The 20,123-nt window shown below is 46.1% G+C and carries 15 protein-coding genes and 1 pseudogene; 5 read left to right on the top strand and 11 right to left on the bottom strand.

All coding sequences use genetic code 11. From position 1 onward, the window contains the following. Positions 1–8 precede the first annotated feature (8 nt). From pfkA to BUB35_RS06315, 9 genes and pseudogenes are all read right to left on the bottom strand, one after another. Entirely contained in the window at positions 9–989 is a 981-nt protein-coding gene (gene pfkA / locus BUB35_RS06360) for a 6-phosphofructokinase (protein WP_072850186.1), read from the bottom strand. Then, positions 970–1,263 (bottom strand): trp RNA-binding attenuation protein MtrB, encoded by a 294-nt coding sequence (mtrB, locus tag BUB35_RS06355; protein WP_072850184.1) that lies wholly within the window; start codon positions 1,261–1,263, stop codon positions 970–972. The genes pfkA and mtrB overlap by 20 nt, the downstream gene beginning before the upstream one ends. Positions 1,264–1,270: 7 nt before the next feature. After that, complete coding sequence (locus BUB35_RS06350) at positions 1,271–4,756, bottom strand: DNA polymerase III subunit alpha (protein ID WP_072850182.1); 3,486 nt, start codon at positions 4,754–4,756, stop codon at positions 1,271–1,273. A gap of 132 nt (positions 4,757–4,888) precedes the next feature. Then, positions 4,889–6,097, bottom strand: coding sequence for an ABC transporter permease (locus BUB35_RS06345; RefSeq protein ID WP_072850180.1), 1,209 nt, complete (start codon positions 6,095–6,097; stop codon positions 4,889–4,891). After that, positions 6,091–6,789, bottom strand: a complete 699-nt coding sequence (locus BUB35_RS06340) for an ABC transporter ATP-binding protein (RefSeq protein ID WP_072850178.1) — start codon at positions 6,787–6,789, stop codon at positions 6,091–6,093. The genes BUB35_RS06345 and BUB35_RS06340 overlap by 7 nt, the downstream gene beginning before the upstream one ends. A gap of 12 nt (positions 6,790–6,801) precedes the next feature. Further along, positions 6,802–8,022 (bottom strand): efflux RND transporter periplasmic adaptor subunit, encoded by a 1,221-nt coding sequence (locus BUB35_RS06335; RefSeq protein ID WP_072850176.1) that lies wholly within the window; start codon positions 8,020–8,022, stop codon positions 6,802–6,804. A gap of 334 nt (positions 8,023–8,356) precedes the next feature. Further along, positions 8,357–10,438: a homocysteine S-methyltransferase gene (mmuM, locus tag BUB35_RS19925; protein WP_159432865.1), complete on the bottom strand. Its 2,082-nt coding sequence runs from the start codon at positions 10,436–10,438 to the stop codon at positions 8,357–8,359. Next, positions 10,438–11,930, bottom strand: a pseudogene (locus tag BUB35_RS06320) (BCCT family transporter). Before BUB35_RS06320 ends, mmuM begins: the two are co-directional and overlap by 1 nt. Before the next feature lie 400 nt (positions 11,931–12,330). Beyond that, positions 12,331–14,010, bottom strand: a complete 1,680-nt coding sequence (locus BUB35_RS06315) for a glutamine--tRNA ligase/YqeY domain fusion protein (RefSeq protein WP_242949215.1) — start codon at positions 14,008–14,010, stop codon at positions 12,331–12,333. Positions 14,011–14,184: 174 nt separating this feature from the next. On the opposite strand from BUB35_RS06315, the gene BUB35_RS06310 reads away from it, so the two are divergent. Both BUB35_RS06310 and htpG read left to right on the top strand, forming a co-directional pair. Beyond that, the gene (locus tag BUB35_RS06310; RefSeq protein WP_072850174.1) at positions 14,185–14,640 is read left to right on the top strand and encodes a DUF5721 family protein; all 456 of its coding nucleotides are present in this window, start codon (positions 14,185–14,187) and stop codon (positions 14,638–14,640) included. A 136-nt stretch (positions 14,641–14,776) separates the two neighbouring features. Then, on the top strand, positions 14,777–16,825 hold the full coding sequence (gene htpG, locus BUB35_RS06305) for a molecular chaperone HtpG (RefSeq protein WP_072850172.1): 2,049 nt from the start codon (positions 14,777–14,779) through the stop codon (positions 16,823–16,825). 361 nt (positions 16,826–17,186) lie between these two features. Here the strand turns inward: htpG and BUB35_RS06300 are convergent, their stop codons facing one another. Both BUB35_RS06300 and BUB35_RS06295 read right to left on the bottom strand, forming a co-directional pair. Continuing rightward, complete coding sequence (locus BUB35_RS06300) at positions 17,187–17,465, bottom strand: hypothetical protein (RefSeq protein WP_072850170.1); 279 nt, start codon at positions 17,463–17,465, stop codon at positions 17,187–17,189. Positions 17,466–17,506: 41 nt separating this feature from the next. After that, the gene (locus BUB35_RS06295) at positions 17,507–18,262 is read right to left on the bottom strand and encodes an exodeoxyribonuclease III (RefSeq protein ID WP_072850210.1); all 756 of its coding nucleotides are present in this window, start codon (positions 18,260–18,262) and stop codon (positions 17,507–17,509) included. Between the two features lie 202 nt (positions 18,263–18,464). Here BUB35_RS06295 and BUB35_RS06290 point away from each other — a divergent pair, with 202 nt between their 5' ends. From BUB35_RS06290 to BUB35_RS06280, 3 genes are read left to right on the top strand one after another with little or no spacing between them, the layout of a single operon-like run. Further along, positions 18,465–18,800: an arsenate reductase family protein gene (locus tag BUB35_RS06290; RefSeq protein WP_022364314.1), complete on the top strand. Its 336-nt coding sequence runs from the start codon at positions 18,465–18,467 to the stop codon at positions 18,798–18,800. Between the two features lie 18 nt (positions 18,801–18,818). Beyond that, positions 18,819–19,616 (top strand): carbon-nitrogen family hydrolase, encoded by a 798-nt coding sequence (locus BUB35_RS06285; RefSeq protein WP_072850168.1) that lies wholly within the window; start codon positions 18,819–18,821, stop codon positions 19,614–19,616. Beyond that, entirely contained in the window at positions 19,613–20,116 is a 504-nt protein-coding gene (locus tag BUB35_RS06280) for a GNAT family N-acetyltransferase (RefSeq protein WP_072850166.1), read from the top strand. The genes BUB35_RS06285 and BUB35_RS06280 overlap by 4 nt, the downstream gene beginning before the upstream one ends. Positions 20,117–20,123 lie beyond the last annotated feature (7 nt).

The following is a 20,123-nucleotide window of genomic DNA, read 5'->3' as shown; positions in this document are numbered from 1 at the left end:
CATACCAATTAGATTGCCAGGATCTTGATTACTTCGTAAACTTCGCGATCCAGTGTTTTTTCCATCTTCAATGCTTTTTCCAGATCCAGAATTTCATATCTGCCTCTGTTGTAAGCTACCACTTTATTCTGATCCCCAGCCAGAATTGCTTTTACAGCATGGTAACCCATCATGGAAGCATGCATACGGTCTACAGCTGTAGGGCTGCCGCCGCGCTGCAGATGGCCCAGGATTGTTGCTCTGGTCTGAATGCCAGTGATTTCCTGGATTTCTTTTGCCAGTTTCTGTGTGCCGCCAACGCCTTCAGCCACAACGATCAGGTTATGACGTTTGCCGATGCTTCTGTTTTCCAGAATCTGCTGGATGACTTTCGCGCTGTCCACTTCACCCTTTTCTTCGGGGAACATAACGTCTTCAGCGCCGCCGACCATACCGCACCAGATAGCGATATAACCAGCATCTCTGCCCATAACTTCCACAACGGAGCAACGTTCGTGAGAGCTGGAAGTGTCACGCAGTTTATTCAGGGCGTCCATACCAGTGTTGACAGCAGTGTCAAAACCGATGGTGTATTCTGTGTTGTTCATATCCAGGTCGATGGTAGCAGGGATACCGATGCAGTTTACACCGCGTTTTGCCAGTTCTGCCATACCACGGTAAGAACCGTCGCCGCCGATAACAACCAGCGCATCCAGACCCAGAATTTTGTAGATGGCAGCTGCCTTGTTCTGACCTTCTTCTGTCATCATTTCAGGGCAGCGTGCTGTATGCAGGATGGTACCGCCCAGGTTCATGACATTGGAAACGTCTTTGCTGTACATTTCCTTGATTTCGCCATTGATCAGACCATTGTAGCCTTTGCGGATACCAATGACGGACACATCATGATACAGTGCTGTACGAACAACAGCACGGATGGCAGCGTTCATGCCGGGAGCATCGCCGCCACTGGTCAGTACACCGATTTTCTTAATTGTTTTCTGTTCCATGTTCATTCCTCCCAATAAGTGTTACGCCTTCTTCTTCGTCTCCACTGCGAATGATGCCGTAGTGGGTATAAATTTCAGCCTTCCCGCGGATTTTGATCCCGGAAGTGTGTTCGGTAAACTGCACGATCAGCACTTCATTACGGTCCAGTTTTTCTGTGTGATGAATCTTTGTCACTTCTCCCCTGGTGACGCCGATAATATTCACACCCTTTTCCAGTGCTTTCACGCAGACATACGGTGCTTCAGCATAGAATTTGTCATCTTCTTTCATCATTTGCCTCCTATCCGTTCTTTACCGCCACATTTTTCTCACCCAGCAGTTTTCGCAGTTCCTCCAGCAGTCCTTCTTCTAAGGTTACCCAGAATTTCCGGTCTGCTTTCATCTTTCGTTTTGTTTTTTCTTCATATATATACACAGGCGTGTCGCCTTTGTATTTCTCCAAAATGGCTGTGATCCACACAAGGGGCATTTCGTTGCCTGCCGCCTGTTTCAGCCAAAGGGACGCAGGTTTGTTTTCCTCCGTTTCTTCCATAAGGGGTGTCACGGAAGCGGCAATGACTTTCGCCTCGCCGTCAGCGGAAACATTTGCCCGGCCTTTCACCAGAACCACTGCCTCTTCATCCAGAAACGCACTGCACTGTTCCATGACTTTGGGGAAAACAATAATTTCCATGGTACCTTGCAGGTCTTCCAATGACAGGAAGCACATTTTTTCATTATTTCTGGTATATTTTACGGATTTTGCCGCAATCATACCGCCAACGGCAACTTTTGTGCCCTCAGCAATCTGCATGCGATCTTCGCCTTCTTCCACAGGAAGAAAATCAATGCTGGTATGGCTTACCTTCCGGCGCAGCGTTTTTTCATACTCCGCCAAAGGATGACCGCTGACATAAATTCCCAGCACTTCTTTTTCCATGGCAAGGCGGTCACGCTGGACATATTCGGAAATGGCAGGCAGTTCGTCTTTCTGGGCAACAGATTCATTTTCGCCGCCCAAATCAAACAGGTTCATCTGTCCGGCAATATTGTTTTTCTTCGCCTGACCGATGCCATCCAGAATGTTTTTATAAACCACCATGTACTGACTTCTGGCACCGCCGAAAGAGTCCACAGCACCGGACTTAATCAGGCTTTCAATGCCTCTCTTATTCCATTCGCCGTCACTCATGCGGTTACAGAAATCTGTCATGGAGTGGAAAGGTCCATTCTTCTCCCGTTCCGCCACCAACGCCTCTACGGCATTTCTGCCGATATTCTTGATGGCAGCCAGACCGAAACGGATTTTCCCATTGGATACAGAAAAATGTCCGAAACCTTCGTTGATATCTGGCGGCAGAAGCTGGATGCCCATTTTTTTGCATTCTTCGATGTAGCCGGAAACCTTGGAAGCGTTATCCATGACACTGGTCATGAGCGCTGCCATAAATTCCACGGGATAATGGGCTTTCAGCCATGCCGTCTGATAGCCTACCACAGCGTAGCACGCCGCGTGACTCTTATTGAAGGCATACTTTGCAAAGTCCGTCATTTCATCGAATATTTTTTCTGCCACTTCTGCGGGAATCCCGTTTTTCACACAGCCCGGCACTTCATCGCCGATGCCGTAAACGAAATTTTTCCGCTCCTCTGCCATCACAGAGGCTTTTTTCTTACTCATGGCACGGCGCACCAAGTCGCTTCGTCCCAGACTATATCCAGCCAAATCACGCACAATCTGCATAACCTGTTCCTGATAGACGATACAGCCGTAAGTATTTTTCAAAATCGGCTCCAAAGCCGGATGGGTATACTGAATATTGTCTTTGTCGTTTTTCCCTTTGATATACTTGGGAATAAAATCCATGGGACCCGGACGATAGAGGGAAATCCCCGCAATCAAATCTTCCAGACAGGTAGGCTCTAGTTCCCGCATGAACTGCTTCATGCCGCCGCTTTCCAGCTGGAACACGCCTTCCGTTTTCCCTTGGCTAATGAGCTGATACACCGCCGGGTCGTTGTCCGGCAGATGTTCCATATCCAGTTTCACACCATGGATACGCTCCACTTCCTGCACTGCATTCTGGATAACCGTCAGAGTTCTCAGCCCCAGGAAGTCCATTTTCAAAAGCCCCAGTTCTTCCAACAATGTCATGGTGTACTGGGTATTGACCTGCCCGTCATTGGCACTGAGGGGCACATATTCCATAACCGGTTCCCGACAAATGACAACCCCTGCCGCATGGGTGGAAGAATGTCTTGGCAGACCTTCCAGACGCATGGACATATCAATCAAATGGTGGGTATCTTCTTCGTTTTCATAAGCCTTTTTCAGGTCGGGGTTCATTTGCAGGGCTTTTTTGATGGTGATGCCCAATTCCGTGGGAATCATCTTAGAAATCCTGTCCACATCGGCGTAAGGCATTGCCAGTGCACGACCCACGTCTTTGATGGCAGCCCTTGCCGCCAGGGTACCGAATGTGACAATCTGTGCCACATGGTCTTCGCCGTACTTAGAAATCACGTAGTCAATGACTTCCTGTCTGCGTTCATAACAGAAATCCACGTCAATATCAGGCATGCTGACACGTTCGGGATTCAGGAAACGTTCAAAAATCAGGTCATATCGCAGGGGGTCAATGGTGGTAATCTGCAAACAGTAAGAAACCATACTGCCGGCAGCGGAACCACGTCCCGGACCTACGATGATACCATGGTCTTTGGCATATTTGATAAAGTCCCAAACAATGAGGAAATAATCCACATAGCCCATGGTTTCAATGGTATGCAGTTCGTATTCCAGTCGTTCCTTCCACTCTGGCTTCGGGTCCGGATACCGCATGGCAAAACCATCATAGCACAATTCCCGGAGGTACTCTGGTGCTGTTTTGCCCTCCGGCACATCGAATCGGGGCAGTTTCAAATCATGGAACACAAATTCCACATTGCACCGCTTAGCGATTTTTACGGTATTTTCCAAGGCTTCCGGCACGTCGCCGAAAAGGTCATACATTTCTTCAGGGCTTTTCACATAAAACTGTCCGCCCTCATACCGCATACGGTCTTCATCCTCCACAGTTTTCCCAGTCTGGATACACAGGAGGATATCGTGAGGCACTGCGTCCTCTTTATAAATATAATGGCTGTCATTGGTGGCAATGAGGGGAATCCCCGTTTCCTTGGACATACGAATCAGTGCCTCGTTGACACGTTTCTGTTCTGCCATGCCGTGATTCTGCAATTCCAGGAAAAAATTGCCTTTGCCGAAAATTTCTTCATATTCCAAAGCGGCTTCCTTGGCGTGGTCATAGGATAATGTCAGCACATCCCTTGCCACTTCCCCTGCCAGACAGGCGGAAGACGCAATGATTCCCTCGTGGTACTGCCGCAGCAGTTCTTTATCTACACGAGGTTTATAATAAAATCCGTCGATAAAACCATAAGAAACCAGCTTAATCAGATTATGATAACCTGTTTCGTTTTCTGCCAGAAGCACCAGATGGTAATAACCGCCGCCCTTGCCTTCTTTTGTCAGGCGGGAACCAGCTGCCACATAAACCTCACAGCCGATGATGGGCTTGATGCCCACTTCTTTCGCCGCCTTGTAAAACTCAATGGCACCATACATGGCACCATGGTCTGTGATGGCGATGCTGTCCATGCCCAGTTCTTTGACACGCTCTACCAGTTCTTTGATTTTCGCAGAACCGTCCAGAAGGCTGTATTCCGTATGGACATGAAGATGTGTAAACGGTCTTTGTTCAGTTGTCTGTACTTCCTGTTCCATATAAAATAGCCCCCTTCCGTATTTATCATCTAGGTATTATACCATACTCGCAGGAAAATCAACACAAAAAAAGGTGTAACCCATGAAATTTTTCCATGTTTTACACCTTTTCTATCAATTTGTTACATTTTTTTATTCATAACGCAGAGCGATAACAGGGTCTGCTTTGGCTGCCTTTCGTGCAGGATACAGCCCAAATCCCAAACCAACCATGGCGGAGAATGCCACTGCAATGACAATCACCTGTGGTTTCACCACCGTTGTAATGCCAAAAAGCATACCGCCAATGGCAACCACCGATATGCCAAGGATGGTACCAATGAGCCCACCTGCGGCAGAAATCATGGCAGCCTCGATCAAGAACTGGGTAAGGATATCTCTTGTTCTTGCACCAAGGGCTTTTCGGATACCGATTTCACGGGTACGTTCTGTAACGGATACCAGCATGATATTCATGATACCAATACCGCCTACCACCAAGGAAATGGCTGCAATGGCACCCACCACTGCGGACAGGGAACCCAGCATGCTGTCAATCATGCCCATTTCTTCAGAAGCGGAACTCATGACGATATATTCCGGTTGTAAATTCTTCATGCGCGCCATATAAGCTGTCACACGAGATTTCATACTATCCATCTGATTCACATCAGATACCACGAAATAAAGAGACCAGTTGTAGGAATCTTCTGTCACCATAAGGCTTTCGGGAATATAGGCAAACTCCATGCTGCCCCCCTGCAAAGCCTTCATCAATGCGGAATCCTGATTTTCATATACACCTACTACCAGAAATTCTTCCTGATCTTCATTGAGCTTCACTTTGACGGTTTTCCCAACAGCATTGGCATCTCCGAAAAATCCTTCTGCTGTTTCTTTCTGCAAAACGATGTGATGGCGCTTTTCCTGAAAATCTTTATCGCTGAGCATTCTGCCGTAAATAATCTTCAGATTTTTCATAGCTGTGGGATTTTCCGCCAGACCGCTTACATACAGTGTTTTTGTTCTTCTGCCAACAGTCATGTCCTTTCGCAGACTCTGATTGAAGCCCACATAAGCCAGATCATCGCCCATGGCTTCTTTGAGTTTTTCCGCGTCTGCGGTGGTGAAATATGTATTATCTCCATAGGTGTCATCTGGAGGATTGATATACATATATGCCAGCCCCAGACCTACATTCTTGTATTCATTTGCCACAACACTCCGCATGGTATCCCCCAGGGAAACAATGGCAATGACGGAGCTGATGCCGATGATCATACCCAGCATAGTCAGAAAAGAGCGCATTTTATTGGCACGAATGGAGGAAAGCGCCAAACGGATATTTTCAAAAATCAACATGAGCCCTTCACCACCTTTTTGTCACTGATGATCTGCCCATCCTGGAACCGGATGATACGGTCTGTATAAGCAGCGATTTCTTCTTCATGGGTAACGACCACTACGGTCGCCCCTTCTTTATTCAGATTGGTGAAAAACTCCATGATTTCATAAGACGCCTTTGTATCCAGATTCCCGGTAGGTTCGTCTGCCAGAATGATGGCAGGGTCATTTGCCAATGCCCTTGCGATGGCAACACGCTGTTTCTGACCGCCGGAAAGTTCATTTGGCATATGATGGATACGCTGTCCCAGGCCTACCTTTTCCAACAGGGCAGCAGCTTTCGCTTTTCTTGCGTCTGCCTTCATACCCGCGTAAATCATGGGGATTTCTACATTTTTTAATGCAGAAGTTCTGGGAATGAGCTGGAATGCCTGAAAAACGAAGCCGATTTTCTGGTTGCGGATGGCAGAAAGCTGGTTTTCGCTCTGCTGGGCAATGCTGATGCCGTCCAGTTCATAAGTGCCGGAAAACTGTCTGTCCATACATCCCAGAATATTCATCAATGTGGATTTCCCAGAACCGGACTGCCCCATGATGGCTACATATTCCCCTTCATGGATGGTCAGGTTGATCCCTCGCAGGGCATGGACCTGAATGGCACCGGTATCATATGTTTTATTCAAATTTTCAATTTTGATGATTTCTTTCATATGGCATCACCCCTACTGTACCGTTACTGCCATACCTTCTGTCATGGCTGCACCGGGATTGAGAATGATCGTCTGTCCTTCTTTGATTTCGTCAGACTTGATTTCTGCCTGCAAATCTGTTTCCAGACCCAGTGTAACAGGCACAATATGTACGGTTCCTGCATCTGTTACGGTATAAACGGCTGTGGTGCCATCTTCCAGTTCTGCCAAAGCTTCCAGAGGAACCACCAGTGCATCTTTTGCAGAAGCGATTTTGATGGTAGCGTTGGCGTTGATGCCAGCAATGAGTTTTTCATTTTCTTCTTTTACTTTGATGTAAACGGGAATGACTCTTTCGGAAGATGTGGAGCTTTTCGCTTCCCCTGTGGGAGAAATCCGTTCTACCACACCCTGTACGGTTTCTTTGCCCAGTACATCGGCGGAGATTTCCACTTCCTGCCCTACCTGCACACGGTCAATGTCATTTTCGCTCACAAGGACTTTCATCTGCAAAGTTTCCAGATTTTCAATGACAAACATAGGCTTGTTATCCTCGGATTCATCGGCAAAACGGCCAACTGTTGTATTCACTCTGGTAACGGTGCCGCTGATGGCACTGCGAATCTGGCAGTCGCTGAGGGTAGAGGACTGGATGCTGGCTTTCTGCTGGGCATTTGCCTTTGTCTGTTTTTCAGAGGAAGTCAGAACAGCCTTTCCATTTTCATTGGGAATGTCGTCCAAGGCTCTCTGTGCTTTATCCAGCGCATCTTTTGCCGCATCCACTTCTGCCTGACTGGCTGCACCAATGGCAAAGAGGTCCTGTTTGTCTTTATAATCTTTTGCCGCATTTTCTTTTTCCATCAAAGCGTTGTCAATCTGGCGCTGACGCTCTGCCAGTGTTTCCTGCTGCTGATATTCCAGAAGCTGGATGTCACCTTTTGTCTGGGCAATCTGGTCCTGAATATCGCCGCTGTCCAGCACTGCCAAAAGCTGACCTTTTGTGACTTTATCTCCTTCTTTTACCAGTACCTGCTTGACTTCATAATGGAGTTTGGAAGCCACTTCCGCGCTTTCTGTGCCTTCCAGCGTTGCTTTCTGCTTCAGAACTTCTTCCAGATCCTGACGCACTACTGTTCCTGTTGTCACAGGTGTTCCTGTAGGTTCTGTCTGTCTGCTGCCCAAAGCCACTTTCAACCCGCCGGCAATCAAAACAACGGCTACAGCTGCTATGATCATCTTCTTTTTCTTTGTCATGGTGCTTTCCTCCTCTTACATACGTTCACATATTCTGGTGCCCATTATAAACAGTAAATTGGAAGATGCACGGCAGACTTTTTTAATTTTTCTTTAATATTTATGTCAACAAAAAAAGACAGAAAAATGCGTAAGGGATATCTTCATAAGAAAACAAAGAAAGCTGAAATCCTTATCATAATAGAAGATTTCAGCTTTCCTGTTTTTTCGTATGTTTCCTTCCGTAGACAGCCGTCGTAATTTTCCTTAAAAAATCAAGAAAAAGGAAGTTTCATGTTTTCTTAAGTGGAATTTGCTTACAGTTCTCTGTCTTTTACTTTCTGGCAATCCAAACTTATTTCTTTCTTGCCAATTCTGCCACTTCCCGGATATTATCCGGTGTGGTACGGCAGCAGCCGCCAACGATTTTCGCACCAGCAGCAATCCATTCTGCCGCAAAATCACAGTAGCATTTACCATCTTTATTGCCATGCCATGTTTTTGTAACAGGGTCGTATTCTTCACCGCTGTTGGGGTATACGATGATGGGTTTTGTGCTGTTGTTTTTGATTTCTTTGATGAGGCTTGCCACAAAATGAGGGGCTGTGCAGTTGATGCCGATGGCTTTTACACATTCAAAGGCTTCCAGCGCTTTTGCACAGTCTGCAATCTTTGTGCCGTCGCTGATTTCTGTTTCATTTTTGCAGCTGAAGCTGATCCAGCATGCCGCGTTCATTTCCTGTGTCAGTTCCGCTGCCACAAGTGCTTCATCCAGACAAGGAATGGTTTCCACTGCGAAAAGGTCAGCCCCTGCATCCCACAACAGTTCCATACGACGTTTATGGAAGTTGCGCAAATCTTCTTTTGAAACGCCATAATTGCCGTGGTATTCGGAGCCATCAGCCAGATATGCCCCATAAGGTCCAACGGAAGCGCATACCAGAGGATAAGCTCTGCCAGCGTCTTTGCCTTCTGCCTGCCACCAATCTTCTCTTTCCTTCACCATGATGTCCACAGAACGGCGGATGAGTTCTTCCGCTTCCGCTTCTGTATAACCGCGTTTGCAGAAACCGTCGATGGTTGCCTGATAGCTTGCAGTGATACCGCAGTCTGCGCCTGCTTCAAAATAGCTGCGGTGTACTTTTCCGATGAGTTCCGGCTGTTCTGCCAGTACCTTTGCGCTCCAAAGAGAGTCGTTCAGGTCGCAGCCCATCCGTTCCAGTTCTGTTGCCATGGCGCCATCTGCCATCATAATACCTGTCTGTTTCAAAACTTCTTCCAATGTATTTCGTTTCATGCCACACACCTCGTTGATGATCTGTTCATAAGCCAATGCCACTTTTTTGATTTCATCCACATGAATCTGTTCTTCGGGACGATGGGACATGCCATTTTCCCCGGGACCAAAGTATACCACAGGGATGCCGTAGAGGTTCATGAAACCGCCTTCGCCCCAGCCAGTCATAACAGTCAGTTCCACATCTTTTCCCAATGCTTTGGAAGCCGCCTGCCAGATACGCAGGAAAATCGCGCCTTCTCTGTCTGTGCAGACATCGTTCCATTCGCCGGTCTTGGTAATTTTCACGGAAAAGTCAGGGTCTTCTACCTTACATGCCGCAGCCAGTTCCTGCAATTTCTGCAAAAACAGTTCTGATTTCTGTCCCGGCAGATACCGCAGGTCAATGGTCATTTTTGCGTAAGGGGGCACCACATTAGGAGTGCTGCCGCCTTCCATGACACCTACGCTCATGGTAGGTGCACCATAAAGGGGATGTGCCATTTGTTCCAATTCCGGCAGATATGCCTGTAATTTCTGCAAAAATGCTGTTGCCATATAAATGGCGTTTTTCCCCATGTGAGGCATGCTGGAATGGGCGCTTTTACCGAAAAATTCCACATCAATCCATGCTTCCCCTTTGTGTGCTGTTGCCATGGTTCCACCAGTCGGTTCCGCAATCAGGGCAAAATCCACTTTCGGCAGATAATCCTTTTCCAAAGCTTTTTTGATTTCTTCCCCAGCGTATTCCTCGTCTGTGGAAAACATCAGGTACAAATCTCCTTCCAGGGGTTTCTGGCAAGCATTCACAAATGCCGCCAGCATGGAACCGCAGCCGCCTTTCATATCCACGGAGCCACGACCATACAAAATGCCGTCTTTGATCTCCGCGTCAAAAGGATGTTCCATGCCTTCGGGAGAAACCACATCCAGATGACCTTCCAGCAAAAGCTGGAATTTTGGATTTTCGCATGTTTTCGCCGCGATGATATAAGGTTCTTCTGTATCAGCATCATAAACAGTGACATTCGCGTCACAGGATTCTTTCAGTATTTTTCCTGCCAGAAACACCGCTTCCCGTTTGCCTGCACCCAAAAAGCTGTTGATACGGCAAAACTGCTGTGTCCATGCGATAGAAGCATTTACATATTTTTCTTCCATCAGCCATTCCCCCATTTGTTTTCTTTGCTCTTATCCACATACTGACGGATAGTGCCATCGGAAATATCTTTGCGCAGGACTTTGCCGAAAGACCAGAACAATACGACCAGCGCTACCAACACAGGCAGAGAGGAAATGGTGATGAGGGACTGAATGGTACTAAGCACATTTAGTCCTTCCACGCTGTGTTCCAGCAGCAAAATGCCTACAGGAATGATCATAAACAGTACACACCAGAATGTTTTGTACCAGCTATTGGGTTCTTCATCGGCTTTCAGACCTTTGGATGTATACATACTCAAAGCAGTGCCGTTTGCTGTGGCAGAAGTTGCCAGATTGAAGAAAATCAGAATCATGAATACGAAAATGCAAAGTTTCGGCAAAGGCATGGTCTGCAGTACCAGCAATGTAACGCCGTTGTTGCCTACTTCGCTGATGACGCCGGAGAAATTCTGGCCATGGAACAGTTCCTGACCCATGCCATAGTTACCCAGAATACCGAATGTTACCCAACATGCCAATACTGCCCAAATGCAGTTTGCCACGGTGATTTCACGGAATGTTCTGCCGTAAGAAGTTCTGGCAATCCACAGACCGCACATAAATGTCAGTGCCACATACCAAGCCCAGTAGAAAATGGTCCAGTTCTGTACAAAGCCTGTCTGGGCAATGGCATCAGAGTTAAAGCTCATGCGGACAAATTCACGGATATTGGTACCGATTGCCATGACGATATTATTCAGAATAAAGCTGGTGTCCCCAACGATGAGTACGAAAATGAAAAAGGCAATTGCCAGCCATACGTTGAAGTCACTGATGCGTCCCATACCTTTTGCAATGGTTTTGGATGTAGAAAGGGTAAAGAACAGACAGAAAATGATGATGATGCCGATTTTCAGCGCAAAAGAGTTTTCAATGACCAGCAGGCTGCTTGCCAGTTCCCCCATAACAGGTGTACCGATGCCGACGGTGGTCATCATTGCCATGAAATAACAAAATACCATGATGGCATCCAGCACCCAGCGGAAGGCTTTTTTCCCTTTGGAGTCACCGCCGATGAGGTTGCTGCACAGGGCGGAAATACGCAAATCGCCGATTTTTTTATTCCAGTACAGATACCCGATGGCTACCCCTGCCACCAGATAAAACGCCCATGCAGAAAAGCCCCAATGGAACATGCCGTAAGCGGAAGCATATTCATAGACCTGCACGGAATAAGGTTCGATGCCGAAAGGCGTACCTGTTACATAGTACATCCATTCACACATGCCAAAGATCAGGATACCTGCTGCCAACGCGGAGCAAAGGTTCATAGCGATCCAAGTAAATGTTTTATAATGCGGCTTTGCATCCCGTCCCCCAGACGAATATCCCCAAATTTCGTCGTCAGGAGCACGATGGCACCTACTGCCATACCAAAACCGATGAGCAAATACAGCCATGCCATATCTGTTGTAATGAAGTTATAAACCTGTCCAATGGCTGCTACCATGGCTTCCGGCACCAGCACAATAGGAATGATGACAATTGCCAAAATAAAAAAGCCGCTGCGATGAGGGCTTTGTTCGCGTGTTGAAACATATTTACCTCCTCCTGAATCATGAAAATTTCATTATATATACAATATACAGTATATTTTATACCATATTCTGTATATATAATCTTCTTTGGTAATTCTGTGAACTCTCCCTGCTTTTCCTTTGTACCTCCTTCTTTTTATCCAGAAAAACACTGTCACTGTTCCCCCGCCATTTTGAATACATATGCAAAAACTATACACCTATTTTTCCACTGTTGCAATACAAAAGTGTACATTCACCAAAAAATATTTTGCTTGCTCATGATAAAAAAGCGTGTATGTCTTTTCAGACACACACGCTTTGTCTATCATCTTATTTCAGTTTGAAAGAGCTCTTCAGAGGCACGATACGGTTGAATACCAGATGATCTTCTGTAGTATCTTTGGTATCTACAATGTAGTAACCGTTACGCATGAACTGATAACGCTGGCCTTTCTGTGCACCGGCGATGGATTTTTCAATGATTACATTTTCCTTCACTTCCAGAGAGTTGGGGTTCATGATCATTTCGCCGCTGGGATCGTCAGGGTTATCCAGCATCATGTAGTCGTACAGTCTTGCTGTTGCCTTCACGTTGTCGGAAGCGCTTACCCAGTGCAGGGTACCTTTGACCTTTCTGCCTTCAAAACCACTGCCGCTTCTTGTTTCAGGGTCATATGTGCAGTGTACTTCTACCACATTGCCGTTTTCGTCTTTGACAAAATCGGTGCATGTTACGAAGTAAGCCCCTTTCAGACGAACTTCTTTGCCGGGAGCCAGACGGAAGAATTTTTTCACAGGTTCTTCCATAAAGTCTTCCCGTTCGATATACAGTTCTCTTGTGAAAGGTGCCAGTCTTGTGCCCAGTTCAGGATTTTCAGGGTTGTTTTCCAGTTCCATCATTTCTACCTGTTCTTCAGGATAGTTTGTGATAACCAGTTTCAGAGGGTCCAGAACTGCCATGACAACAGGCACTTTTGCTTTCAGGTCGTCACGGATACAGTAATCCAGCAGACCGCTGTCTACCATGCTGTTTGCTTTGGATACACCGATACGTTCGCAGAAATCACGAATGGATTCAGGTGTATAACCTCTGCGGCGCAGACCGCTGATGGTGGGCATACGAGGGTCATCCCAGCCGTCAACCAGACCGTCTTCTACCAGCGCACGGAGTTTTCTCTTACTCATAACAGTATTTGTCATACCCAGACGGGCAAATTCAATCTGTCTGGGAGGATTTACGGTATAACCAGCTTCTCTAACTACCCAGTCGTACAGAGGACGATGGTCTTCAAATTCCATGGTACAAATGGAGTGGGTAATGCCTTCGATGGCATCTTCCAGAGGATGGGCAAAGTCATACATAGGGTAGATGCACCATTCTGTACCGGTTGTATGGTGTGCCGCATGGGAAATACGATAAAGAACAGGGTCTCTCATGTTGATGTTGGGAGAAGCCATGTCGATTTTCGCACGCAGTGTATGAGAACCGTCAGGGAATTCCCCTGCTTTCATCCGTTCAAACAAGTCCAGATTTTCTTCCACACTACGATTGCGGTAAGGGCTTTCTTTACCGGGTGTGCTCAGTGTACCTCTGTACTGACGCATTTCTTCCGCTGTCAGGTCACATACGAAAGCTTTGCCTTCTTTGATGAGTTTCACTGCCACTTCATAATATTTCTGGAAATAGGAAGAAGCGTAGTACAGTCTGTCTTCCCAGTCGAAGCCCAGCCATTTTACGTCTTCCTGAATGCTTTCTACATATTCCACATCTTCTTTTGTGGGGTTGGTGTCGTCAAAACGCAGGTTGCATTTGCCGCCGTAAAGTTTTGCCAGACCAAAGTTCAGGCAAATGGATTTTGCGTGACCAATGTGCAGATAGCCATTGGGTTCCGGCGGGAAACGGGTATGAATTTTATTCAGTTCCCCTTCCAGGTCTGCCTGGATATAGTTATGTATAAAGTTACCGGTGGCACCCAGACCACTGTTTTCCATTGTTTTTTCTTCTGCCATAGGGTTTTCCCTCCTACTTCCTCTTACATTAAAAATACTTGTCTTTCATTATAATATAGCATGGCATCAAACGCAATAAAAATACATGATTTTTCCTTTCCGCCTCCCGCGCATTGTCAAAGAGGGCAAAAAAATGTATAATGACAGGCGAAGAAACCAAAGGAGGATACAGCAATGCTTGCTTTTACCATACCAGACACCAGACACTTTATGGCACTGCTCTTAAAGGGCGATGCCTTTGACGATTTTGCTTTTCGACGGGGAGAAATCTCCGCTTTTGCCTACGTTTCCATTGACGGCAAACGGGATCTGGATTATTACGACGAAACCGTCACAGAGCCATGGTGCAGCTGGAGCGAAATCAAGTCCCTTGTGTTTCAGGCAGTGAAAGGAAAGAAAACACCCAAGAACATGAAGCTCGTCCTTTCCCTTTCTCAGGAAAAAACAGCATCTTTCCCCAACACAAAGGCGCTGTTCTGGAATCTGTTATTCCGTGAGGATACCCTGCTGTGCACCCTTTCTGCCGCTCAGGAAAGTTTTTCTCTGGATAAGACCCACGAAGCCCAGTGGGAAAGCTGGGTGCTGGACTTTTGCCAGAGCCATGGCATTGCCATTCAGAAAGAAAATTAATATTCGAAATTTTGTTAGCACTCAATTTGATTGAGTGCTAATTTTTTCTTGACTTTTGTCCTCCGAGTGTTACAATATTCTTTGTAAAGCAGAAAATATATGGATTTTTCCATCTATCAATAGGAGGCTGAATAGTATGAATGAAAAAGGGAATCTTTCCATTAACAGTGAAAATTTCTTACCAATTATCAAAAAATGGCTCTATACCGATAAGGATATTTTCATCCGTGAACTGGTATCCAATGCCTGTGACGCAGTAACCAAACTGAAAAAGCTGATGATCATGGGGGAAGCAGACCACATCCCCGCTGATGAAAGCTTTTCCGTTCATGTGGTACTGAACAAAGACGAAAAAATCATGCAGATTGTGGATAACGGTATCGGTATGACCGACGAGGAAATCAAGAAATACATCAACCAGATCGCCTTCTCCGGCGCAACAGATTTCCTGTCCAAATACGAAGAAAAAGCAGATGGCGACAACGAAATCATCGGTCATTTCGGTCTGGGCTTCTACTCCGCTTTCATGGTAGCCGATAAAGTAGAAATTGATACATTGTCCTACCTGCCCGGCGCAGCAGCTGCAAAATGGAGCTGTGCAGACGGCATCGACTACGAAATGGCAGACGGCACCCGTACAGAACGCGGTACCACCATCACACTGCACGTGAGCGAAGACGGCGAAGAATTCCTGGATGAAAGCAAAATGTACGAAGCATTGCAGAAATACTGCGCATTCATGCCCGTTCCTATCTTTATCGATGTCATCACCAATGACGAAGAAAAAGTAGAACCCGAGAAAAAAGACAACACCATCCATATTTCTCAGGAAGAAGCTGCCACATTGACAAAGGACGAAATTCTGGCAAAAGCAAACAAAGATAAAGCAGAAGAAACAGAAAGCGCTGAAGGCAGTGAAAAAGAAGAGGAAAAAGAGGAAGAACCCAAACCTCTGAACGATCCTTCTCCCCTTTGGCTGAAACAGCCCAAAGACTGTACCGATGAAGAATATAAAGCATTCTACCACAAAGTATTCTTCGACCTGAATGACCCTCTGTTCTGGATTCACCTGAACATGGACTATCCTTTCCGTCTGAAAGGCATCCTGTACTTCCCTAAACTGGTAGAACAGATGGATGTTGTGGAAGGTCAGATCAAACTGTACTCCAATCAGGTATACATCGCAGATAACATCAAAGAAGTGGTACCTGAATTCCTGCTGCTTCTCAAAGGCGTTCTGGACTGCCCCGACATGCCTCTGAATGTATCCAGAAGCGCATTGCAGAACGACGGCTATGTGGAAAAAATGAACAGCTACATCACCAAGAAAGTAGCGGACAAACTGAATCAGCTGTTCAAAGCTGACAGAACTGCTTACGAAGGTTTCTGGGATGACATCGGCATGTTCTTCAAATACGGCTGCATGCGTGAAGAAAAACTCTATGACAAAATCAAAGACGCACTGCTGTTAAAGACCACCGACGGCGTATACGAAACCGTTGCGGAATATCTGGAAAAGAACAAAGAAAAACACGAAAACAAAATTTTCTTTGTTACCGACGAAGCACAGCAGGCACAGTATATCCGTATGTTCAAAGAACAGGGTCTGGAAGCGGCAATCCTCACTTCTCCTGTGGATAAACCCTTCGTTTCCTTCCTGGAATACAAAAATCCCGGCGTAAAGGTACAGCGTATCGACGCGGACATCACTGATACTTTGCAGGAAAAAACAGAAGGCGAAGAAAGCGAAGCAAAGAAACAGGCAGACGCCTTTGCAAATACCCAGATGGAAAATCTGTTCCGCGGCGTATTGGGCAACGAAAATCTGAAAGTCAAAGCGGAAAACCTGAAAGCGCAAAATGTATCCGCTATGATTCTGCTCAGTGAAGAAAGCCGTCGTATGATGGAAATGATGGAAGCTTATGGTGACAACGAAATGTACAAAGCCATGTTTGCACAGGTAAAACCTGATGAAACACTGGTGCTGAACAAATCCAATAAACTGGTGCAGTTCCTTATGGACGCAGCAGGCAAAGAAGACAAGAAAGAAGATTGCGACATGATCTGCCATCAGGTATACGATCTGGCACTCATGAGCCACAGAACACTGACCAGCGAAGAAATGACTGCTTTCATTGACAGAAGCAATCAGATTCTGGAAAAACTGGCAGAACTGGAAAAATAAAAACTATCGAATGCAAAATCAAAACCACTAGTAAACTAGTGGTTTGATCAACCCCTAGAAGGGGTATTACGTGCCGACCCCTAAAAGGGGCATCGAAAAATATCATCGCATTTATTTGCACTGCAACCTGTAAACAGGTACTATAATTGAGAATACAGTATTTTAATTTAATATTGCATATCTATCCTTCATTTGATAATTAGTAAATCCATAGTAATTATCATTCAAAAAAAATATACTAAAGTATTTTATTTACCCCTAGTAGAACTAGGGGTTTTGTTAAGCTAAAGCACCCAACAAAAGCCGAAACCTCTTTTTAGAAGTTTCGGCTTTTTCTTATGGTTTCACTTGGTAGCCCTCTTTAATCTTCCCGGTTAATCCCATGAACAACGGCTTCCGCAAATTCTTTCTTTTCTTTCGGCACATAAACGCTGTACGCATTTGCTGAGGTATCTACCCCAATGTTATTGATGATCAGCGGATTCCCCCCAAAGGCAACATCTCTGGACATTCTGTTTTGAACAGGATTATCCACACGCACTTTACATTCCACACCGCTTTCCCGCAGCGCTTCTTTGATACGTCCTACCAGAACAACATCATACCCCTCATAGATCTTTTTCCATCCAATGTACAACATAACCCATGCACCTCCGTATCCAATGAAAGATTCTTTTGATCTTACAAAGCAATATCCAATTCCACAGGGCAGTGGTCCGACCCCATAATGTCACTGTGGATTTTCGCGTCCTGCAATGCATCCTTCAGACGCTCGGAAACCACATAATAGTCAATACGCCATCCGGCATTATTCTTTCTGGCGTTAAAACGATAACTCCACCAGGAATATGTACCTGTCAAGTCAGGATAAAAATGACGGAAGGTATCCACAAAGCCTGCTTCCAGCAGTTCTGTAAATTTCCCTCTTTCTTCGTCTGTAAAGCCTGCGTTTCTGCGGTTGGTGGAAGGATTTTTCAGGTCAATTTCCGTATGTGCCACATTCAGGTCGCCGCAGACGATGACAGGTTTTGTTTTGTCCAATTCCTGTAAATATGCCCGGAAAGCATCATCCCAAGTCATGCGGTAATCCAGACGGGCGTTTTCCTGCTGGGAATTAGGCGTATAAACGGTCACATGATAGAATTTCTCAAACTCCAGTGTAATGACACGCCCCTCTTTGTCATGCTCCTCAATGCCCAAGCCGTAAGAAACGGAAATGGGTTCCTGTTTGGTAAATACTGCCACACCGGAATAGCCTTTCTTTTCCGCATAATTCCAGTACTGGTGATAGCCTTCTGTGGGCAGGTCAATCTGTCCTTCCTGCAATTTTGTTTCCTGTATGGAAAAAATGTCTGCGTCCGCTTCTTTGAAATAATCCAAAAAGCCTTTGCCTACAGCTGCCCGCAGACCATTAACGTTCCATGAAATCATTTTCATCTCAATCCGCTCCTTTTCCTGTTTCTCAAAGTATACCATAATCCTTCCCCCTTGTCTTGTGTCTTTTGCACCAAAGGAGTAAAATAAAATCAGCAAACCCCAAAGCAGCTTCCCCTCTATTTTTTCTTCCTGAAAAGGAGCTGCAACGGCTATCTTCAGAAAAATATTTTTCCAGAAGATGCCCACAGGAAAGGAGTTTTATATGAATATTCAAATTTACGGCGCAAAAAAATGTTTCGACACCAAGAAAGCGGAACGGTATTTCAAGGAACGGAAAATCCCTTTTCAGTCCATCGACATCCACCGTTTCGGCATGAGCAAAAGCGTATTTGAATCTGCAAAGCGATGCATCGACGTGGAAGACATGATTGACCGCAAAGCAAAGGCATACAAAGATTTATATATGGATTATATCGACGAGAAAAAACGGGAAGGCACCCTTTTTGAAAATCCTGCCCTTTTTCGGACACCCATCGTCCGCAACGGAAAGGAATTCACACTGGGTTACTGCCCGGACGTATGGAAAAACTGGGAATAACGAAGGAGGTTTTTGTGTATGAAAATCGCATTGGCACAGCTGGATATGGGTTTTGAGGATAAGGGTTTTGCCATGAAAACCTGTGTGGAGCTCATGGAAAAAGCCGCAGCAAAAGAGGCTGACCTCATTGTCTTTCCTGAAATGACACTGACAGGCTTTACCATGTCCCCTGCCACCTATGGAGAATTAAAGGAAAACAGCAAAACCATTATTTTCTTTCAGGATGTGGCAAAAAAATTCCAGATGGCTGTTGTTTTCGGCGTAATCTTTTTAGAAGATGGAACGGCGCGGAATCACAGCATTGTTATGGACAAAAACGGTCATATTCTGGCGGATTATGCCAAAATCCACCCCTTCTCCTATGGTGCGGAAGCCAAGTATTACAGCGGCGGCGATGCGCTGACATTCTGTCAGGTGGACGGCGTGCCCCTTTCCCCTTTTGTATGCTATGACCTGCGGTTCCCGGAAATCTTTCAGGCTGCTTCCAAAAAGAGCCTTGTTATGACCGTCATTGCCAACTGGCCCGTTGCCCGTGTGGGTCACTGGAAAACACTCCTGCAGGCACGCGCCATTGAAAACCAGAGCTTCATCGTAGGTGTCAACCGCAGCGGCAAAGACCGCACCCTCACTTACACTGGTGACAGCATGCTCATCTCTCCCACAGGGGAAATTTTAGCCCATCTGACAGGAGAAAATGAACTGGCTGTGGTGGAAATCGACCCCAAAGAAGCAGAAGCATATCGGGCAGAATTCCCCCTGAAAGCAGACCGAAAAGAAGACCTTTACAGCCGCTTTTTCGAGGAAACAAAGACATGATTTGGGAAACACCCCGTCTGTATCTGCGGGAATTGACAGAAGCAGACCTGCCCCAGCTGCTGGAAATGATGAACGGACAACGTAATTTTTATGAACGTCAGTTTTCGCAATCAGAACTGCAAAACTGGCTCACCAGACAGCAGCAGCGTTACCGGCAGAACTTTGGCATCTGGGGTGTCTGCCGAAAGGATGACGATACCCTCATTGGTCAGGCTGGACTGACATTCCAGCGTTTTGGCAGACGGATGCTCTGGGAAATCGGCTACGGCATCACACCTTCCCAGCGCAAGAACGGCTATGCCAAAGAAGCCGCTGCCGCCTGTGTACAGTTTGCCTTTTCTGTCCGCAAAGAACCTGTTGTCTATGCAGCCATCGCTTCTGACAATTACCCTTCCCTTTCCGTTGCCAAAGCCATCGGCATGGCACAGGAAGCGGAAACATTAGACCGCATGGGCAAATCTTATCTGCTTTTTTCCATCCATCGTTCAAAATCTATATAAAGGAGAA

It is taken from the genome of Anaerotignum lactatifermentans DSM 14214 (genome assembly GCF_900142265.1).
In the GTDB taxonomy this organism is placed as follows: Bacteria; Bacillota; Clostridia; order Lachnospirales; family Anaerotignaceae; genus Anaerotignum; species Anaerotignum lactatifermentans.
Note: the sequence above shows the minus strand (reverse complement) of the source record. Positions and strands in the feature narration are given on the sequence as shown.

Excerpts from the sequence above, each read along its gene's own strand:
- BUB35_RS06350 (WP_072850182.1), bottom strand. The coding sequence starts at position 4,756 with ATGGAACAGGAAGTACAGACAACTGAACAAAGACCGTTTACACATCTT.
- BUB35_RS06295 (WP_072850210.1), bottom strand. The coding sequence starts at position 18,262 with ATGAAAATGATTTCATGGAACGTTAATGGTCTGCGGGCAGCTGTAGGC.
- BUB35_RS06280 (WP_072850166.1), top strand. The coding sequence starts at position 19,613 with ATGATTTGGGAAACACCCCGTCTGTATCTGCGGGAATTGACAGAAGCA.
- BUB35_RS06285 (WP_072850168.1), top strand. The coding sequence starts at position 18,819 with ATGAAAATCGCATTGGCACAGCTGGATATGGGTTTTGAGGATAAGGGT.
- BUB35_RS06345 (WP_072850180.1), bottom strand. The coding sequence starts at position 6,097 with ATGTTGATTTTTGAAAATATCCGTTTGGCGCTTTCCTCCATTCGTGCC.
- BUB35_RS06315 (WP_242949215.1), bottom strand. The coding sequence starts at position 14,010 with ATGGCAGAAGAAAAAACAATGGAAAACAGTGGTCTGGGTGCCACCGGT.
- BUB35_RS06300 (WP_072850170.1), bottom strand. The coding sequence starts at position 17,465 with ATGTTGTACATTGGATGGAAAAAGATCTATGAGGGGTATGATGTTGTT.
- mmuM (WP_159432865.1), bottom strand. The coding sequence starts at position 10,438 with ATGGAAGAAAAATATGTAAATGCTTCTATCGCATGGACACAGCAGTTT.
- pfkA (WP_072850186.1), bottom strand. The coding sequence starts at position 989 with ATGGAACAGAAAACAATTAAGAAAATCGGTGTACTGACCAGTGGCGGC.
- mtrB (WP_072850184.1), bottom strand. The coding sequence starts at position 1,263 with ATGATGAAAGAAGATGACAAATTCTATGCTGAAGCACCGTATGTCTGC.
- BUB35_RS06310 (WP_072850174.1), top strand. The coding sequence starts at position 14,185 with ATGCTTGCTTTTACCATACCAGACACCAGACACTTTATGGCACTGCTC.
- htpG (WP_072850172.1), top strand. The coding sequence starts at position 14,777 with ATGAATGAAAAAGGGAATCTTTCCATTAACAGTGAAAATTTCTTACCA.
- BUB35_RS06335 (WP_072850176.1), bottom strand. The coding sequence starts at position 8,022 with ATGACAAAGAAAAAGAAGATGATCATAGCAGCTGTAGCCGTTGTTTTG.
- BUB35_RS06290 (WP_022364314.1), top strand. The coding sequence starts at position 18,465 with ATGAATATTCAAATTTACGGCGCAAAAAAATGTTTCGACACCAAGAAA.
- BUB35_RS06340 (WP_072850178.1), bottom strand. The coding sequence starts at position 6,789 with ATGAAAGAAATCATCAAAATTGAAAATTTGAATAAAACATATGATACC.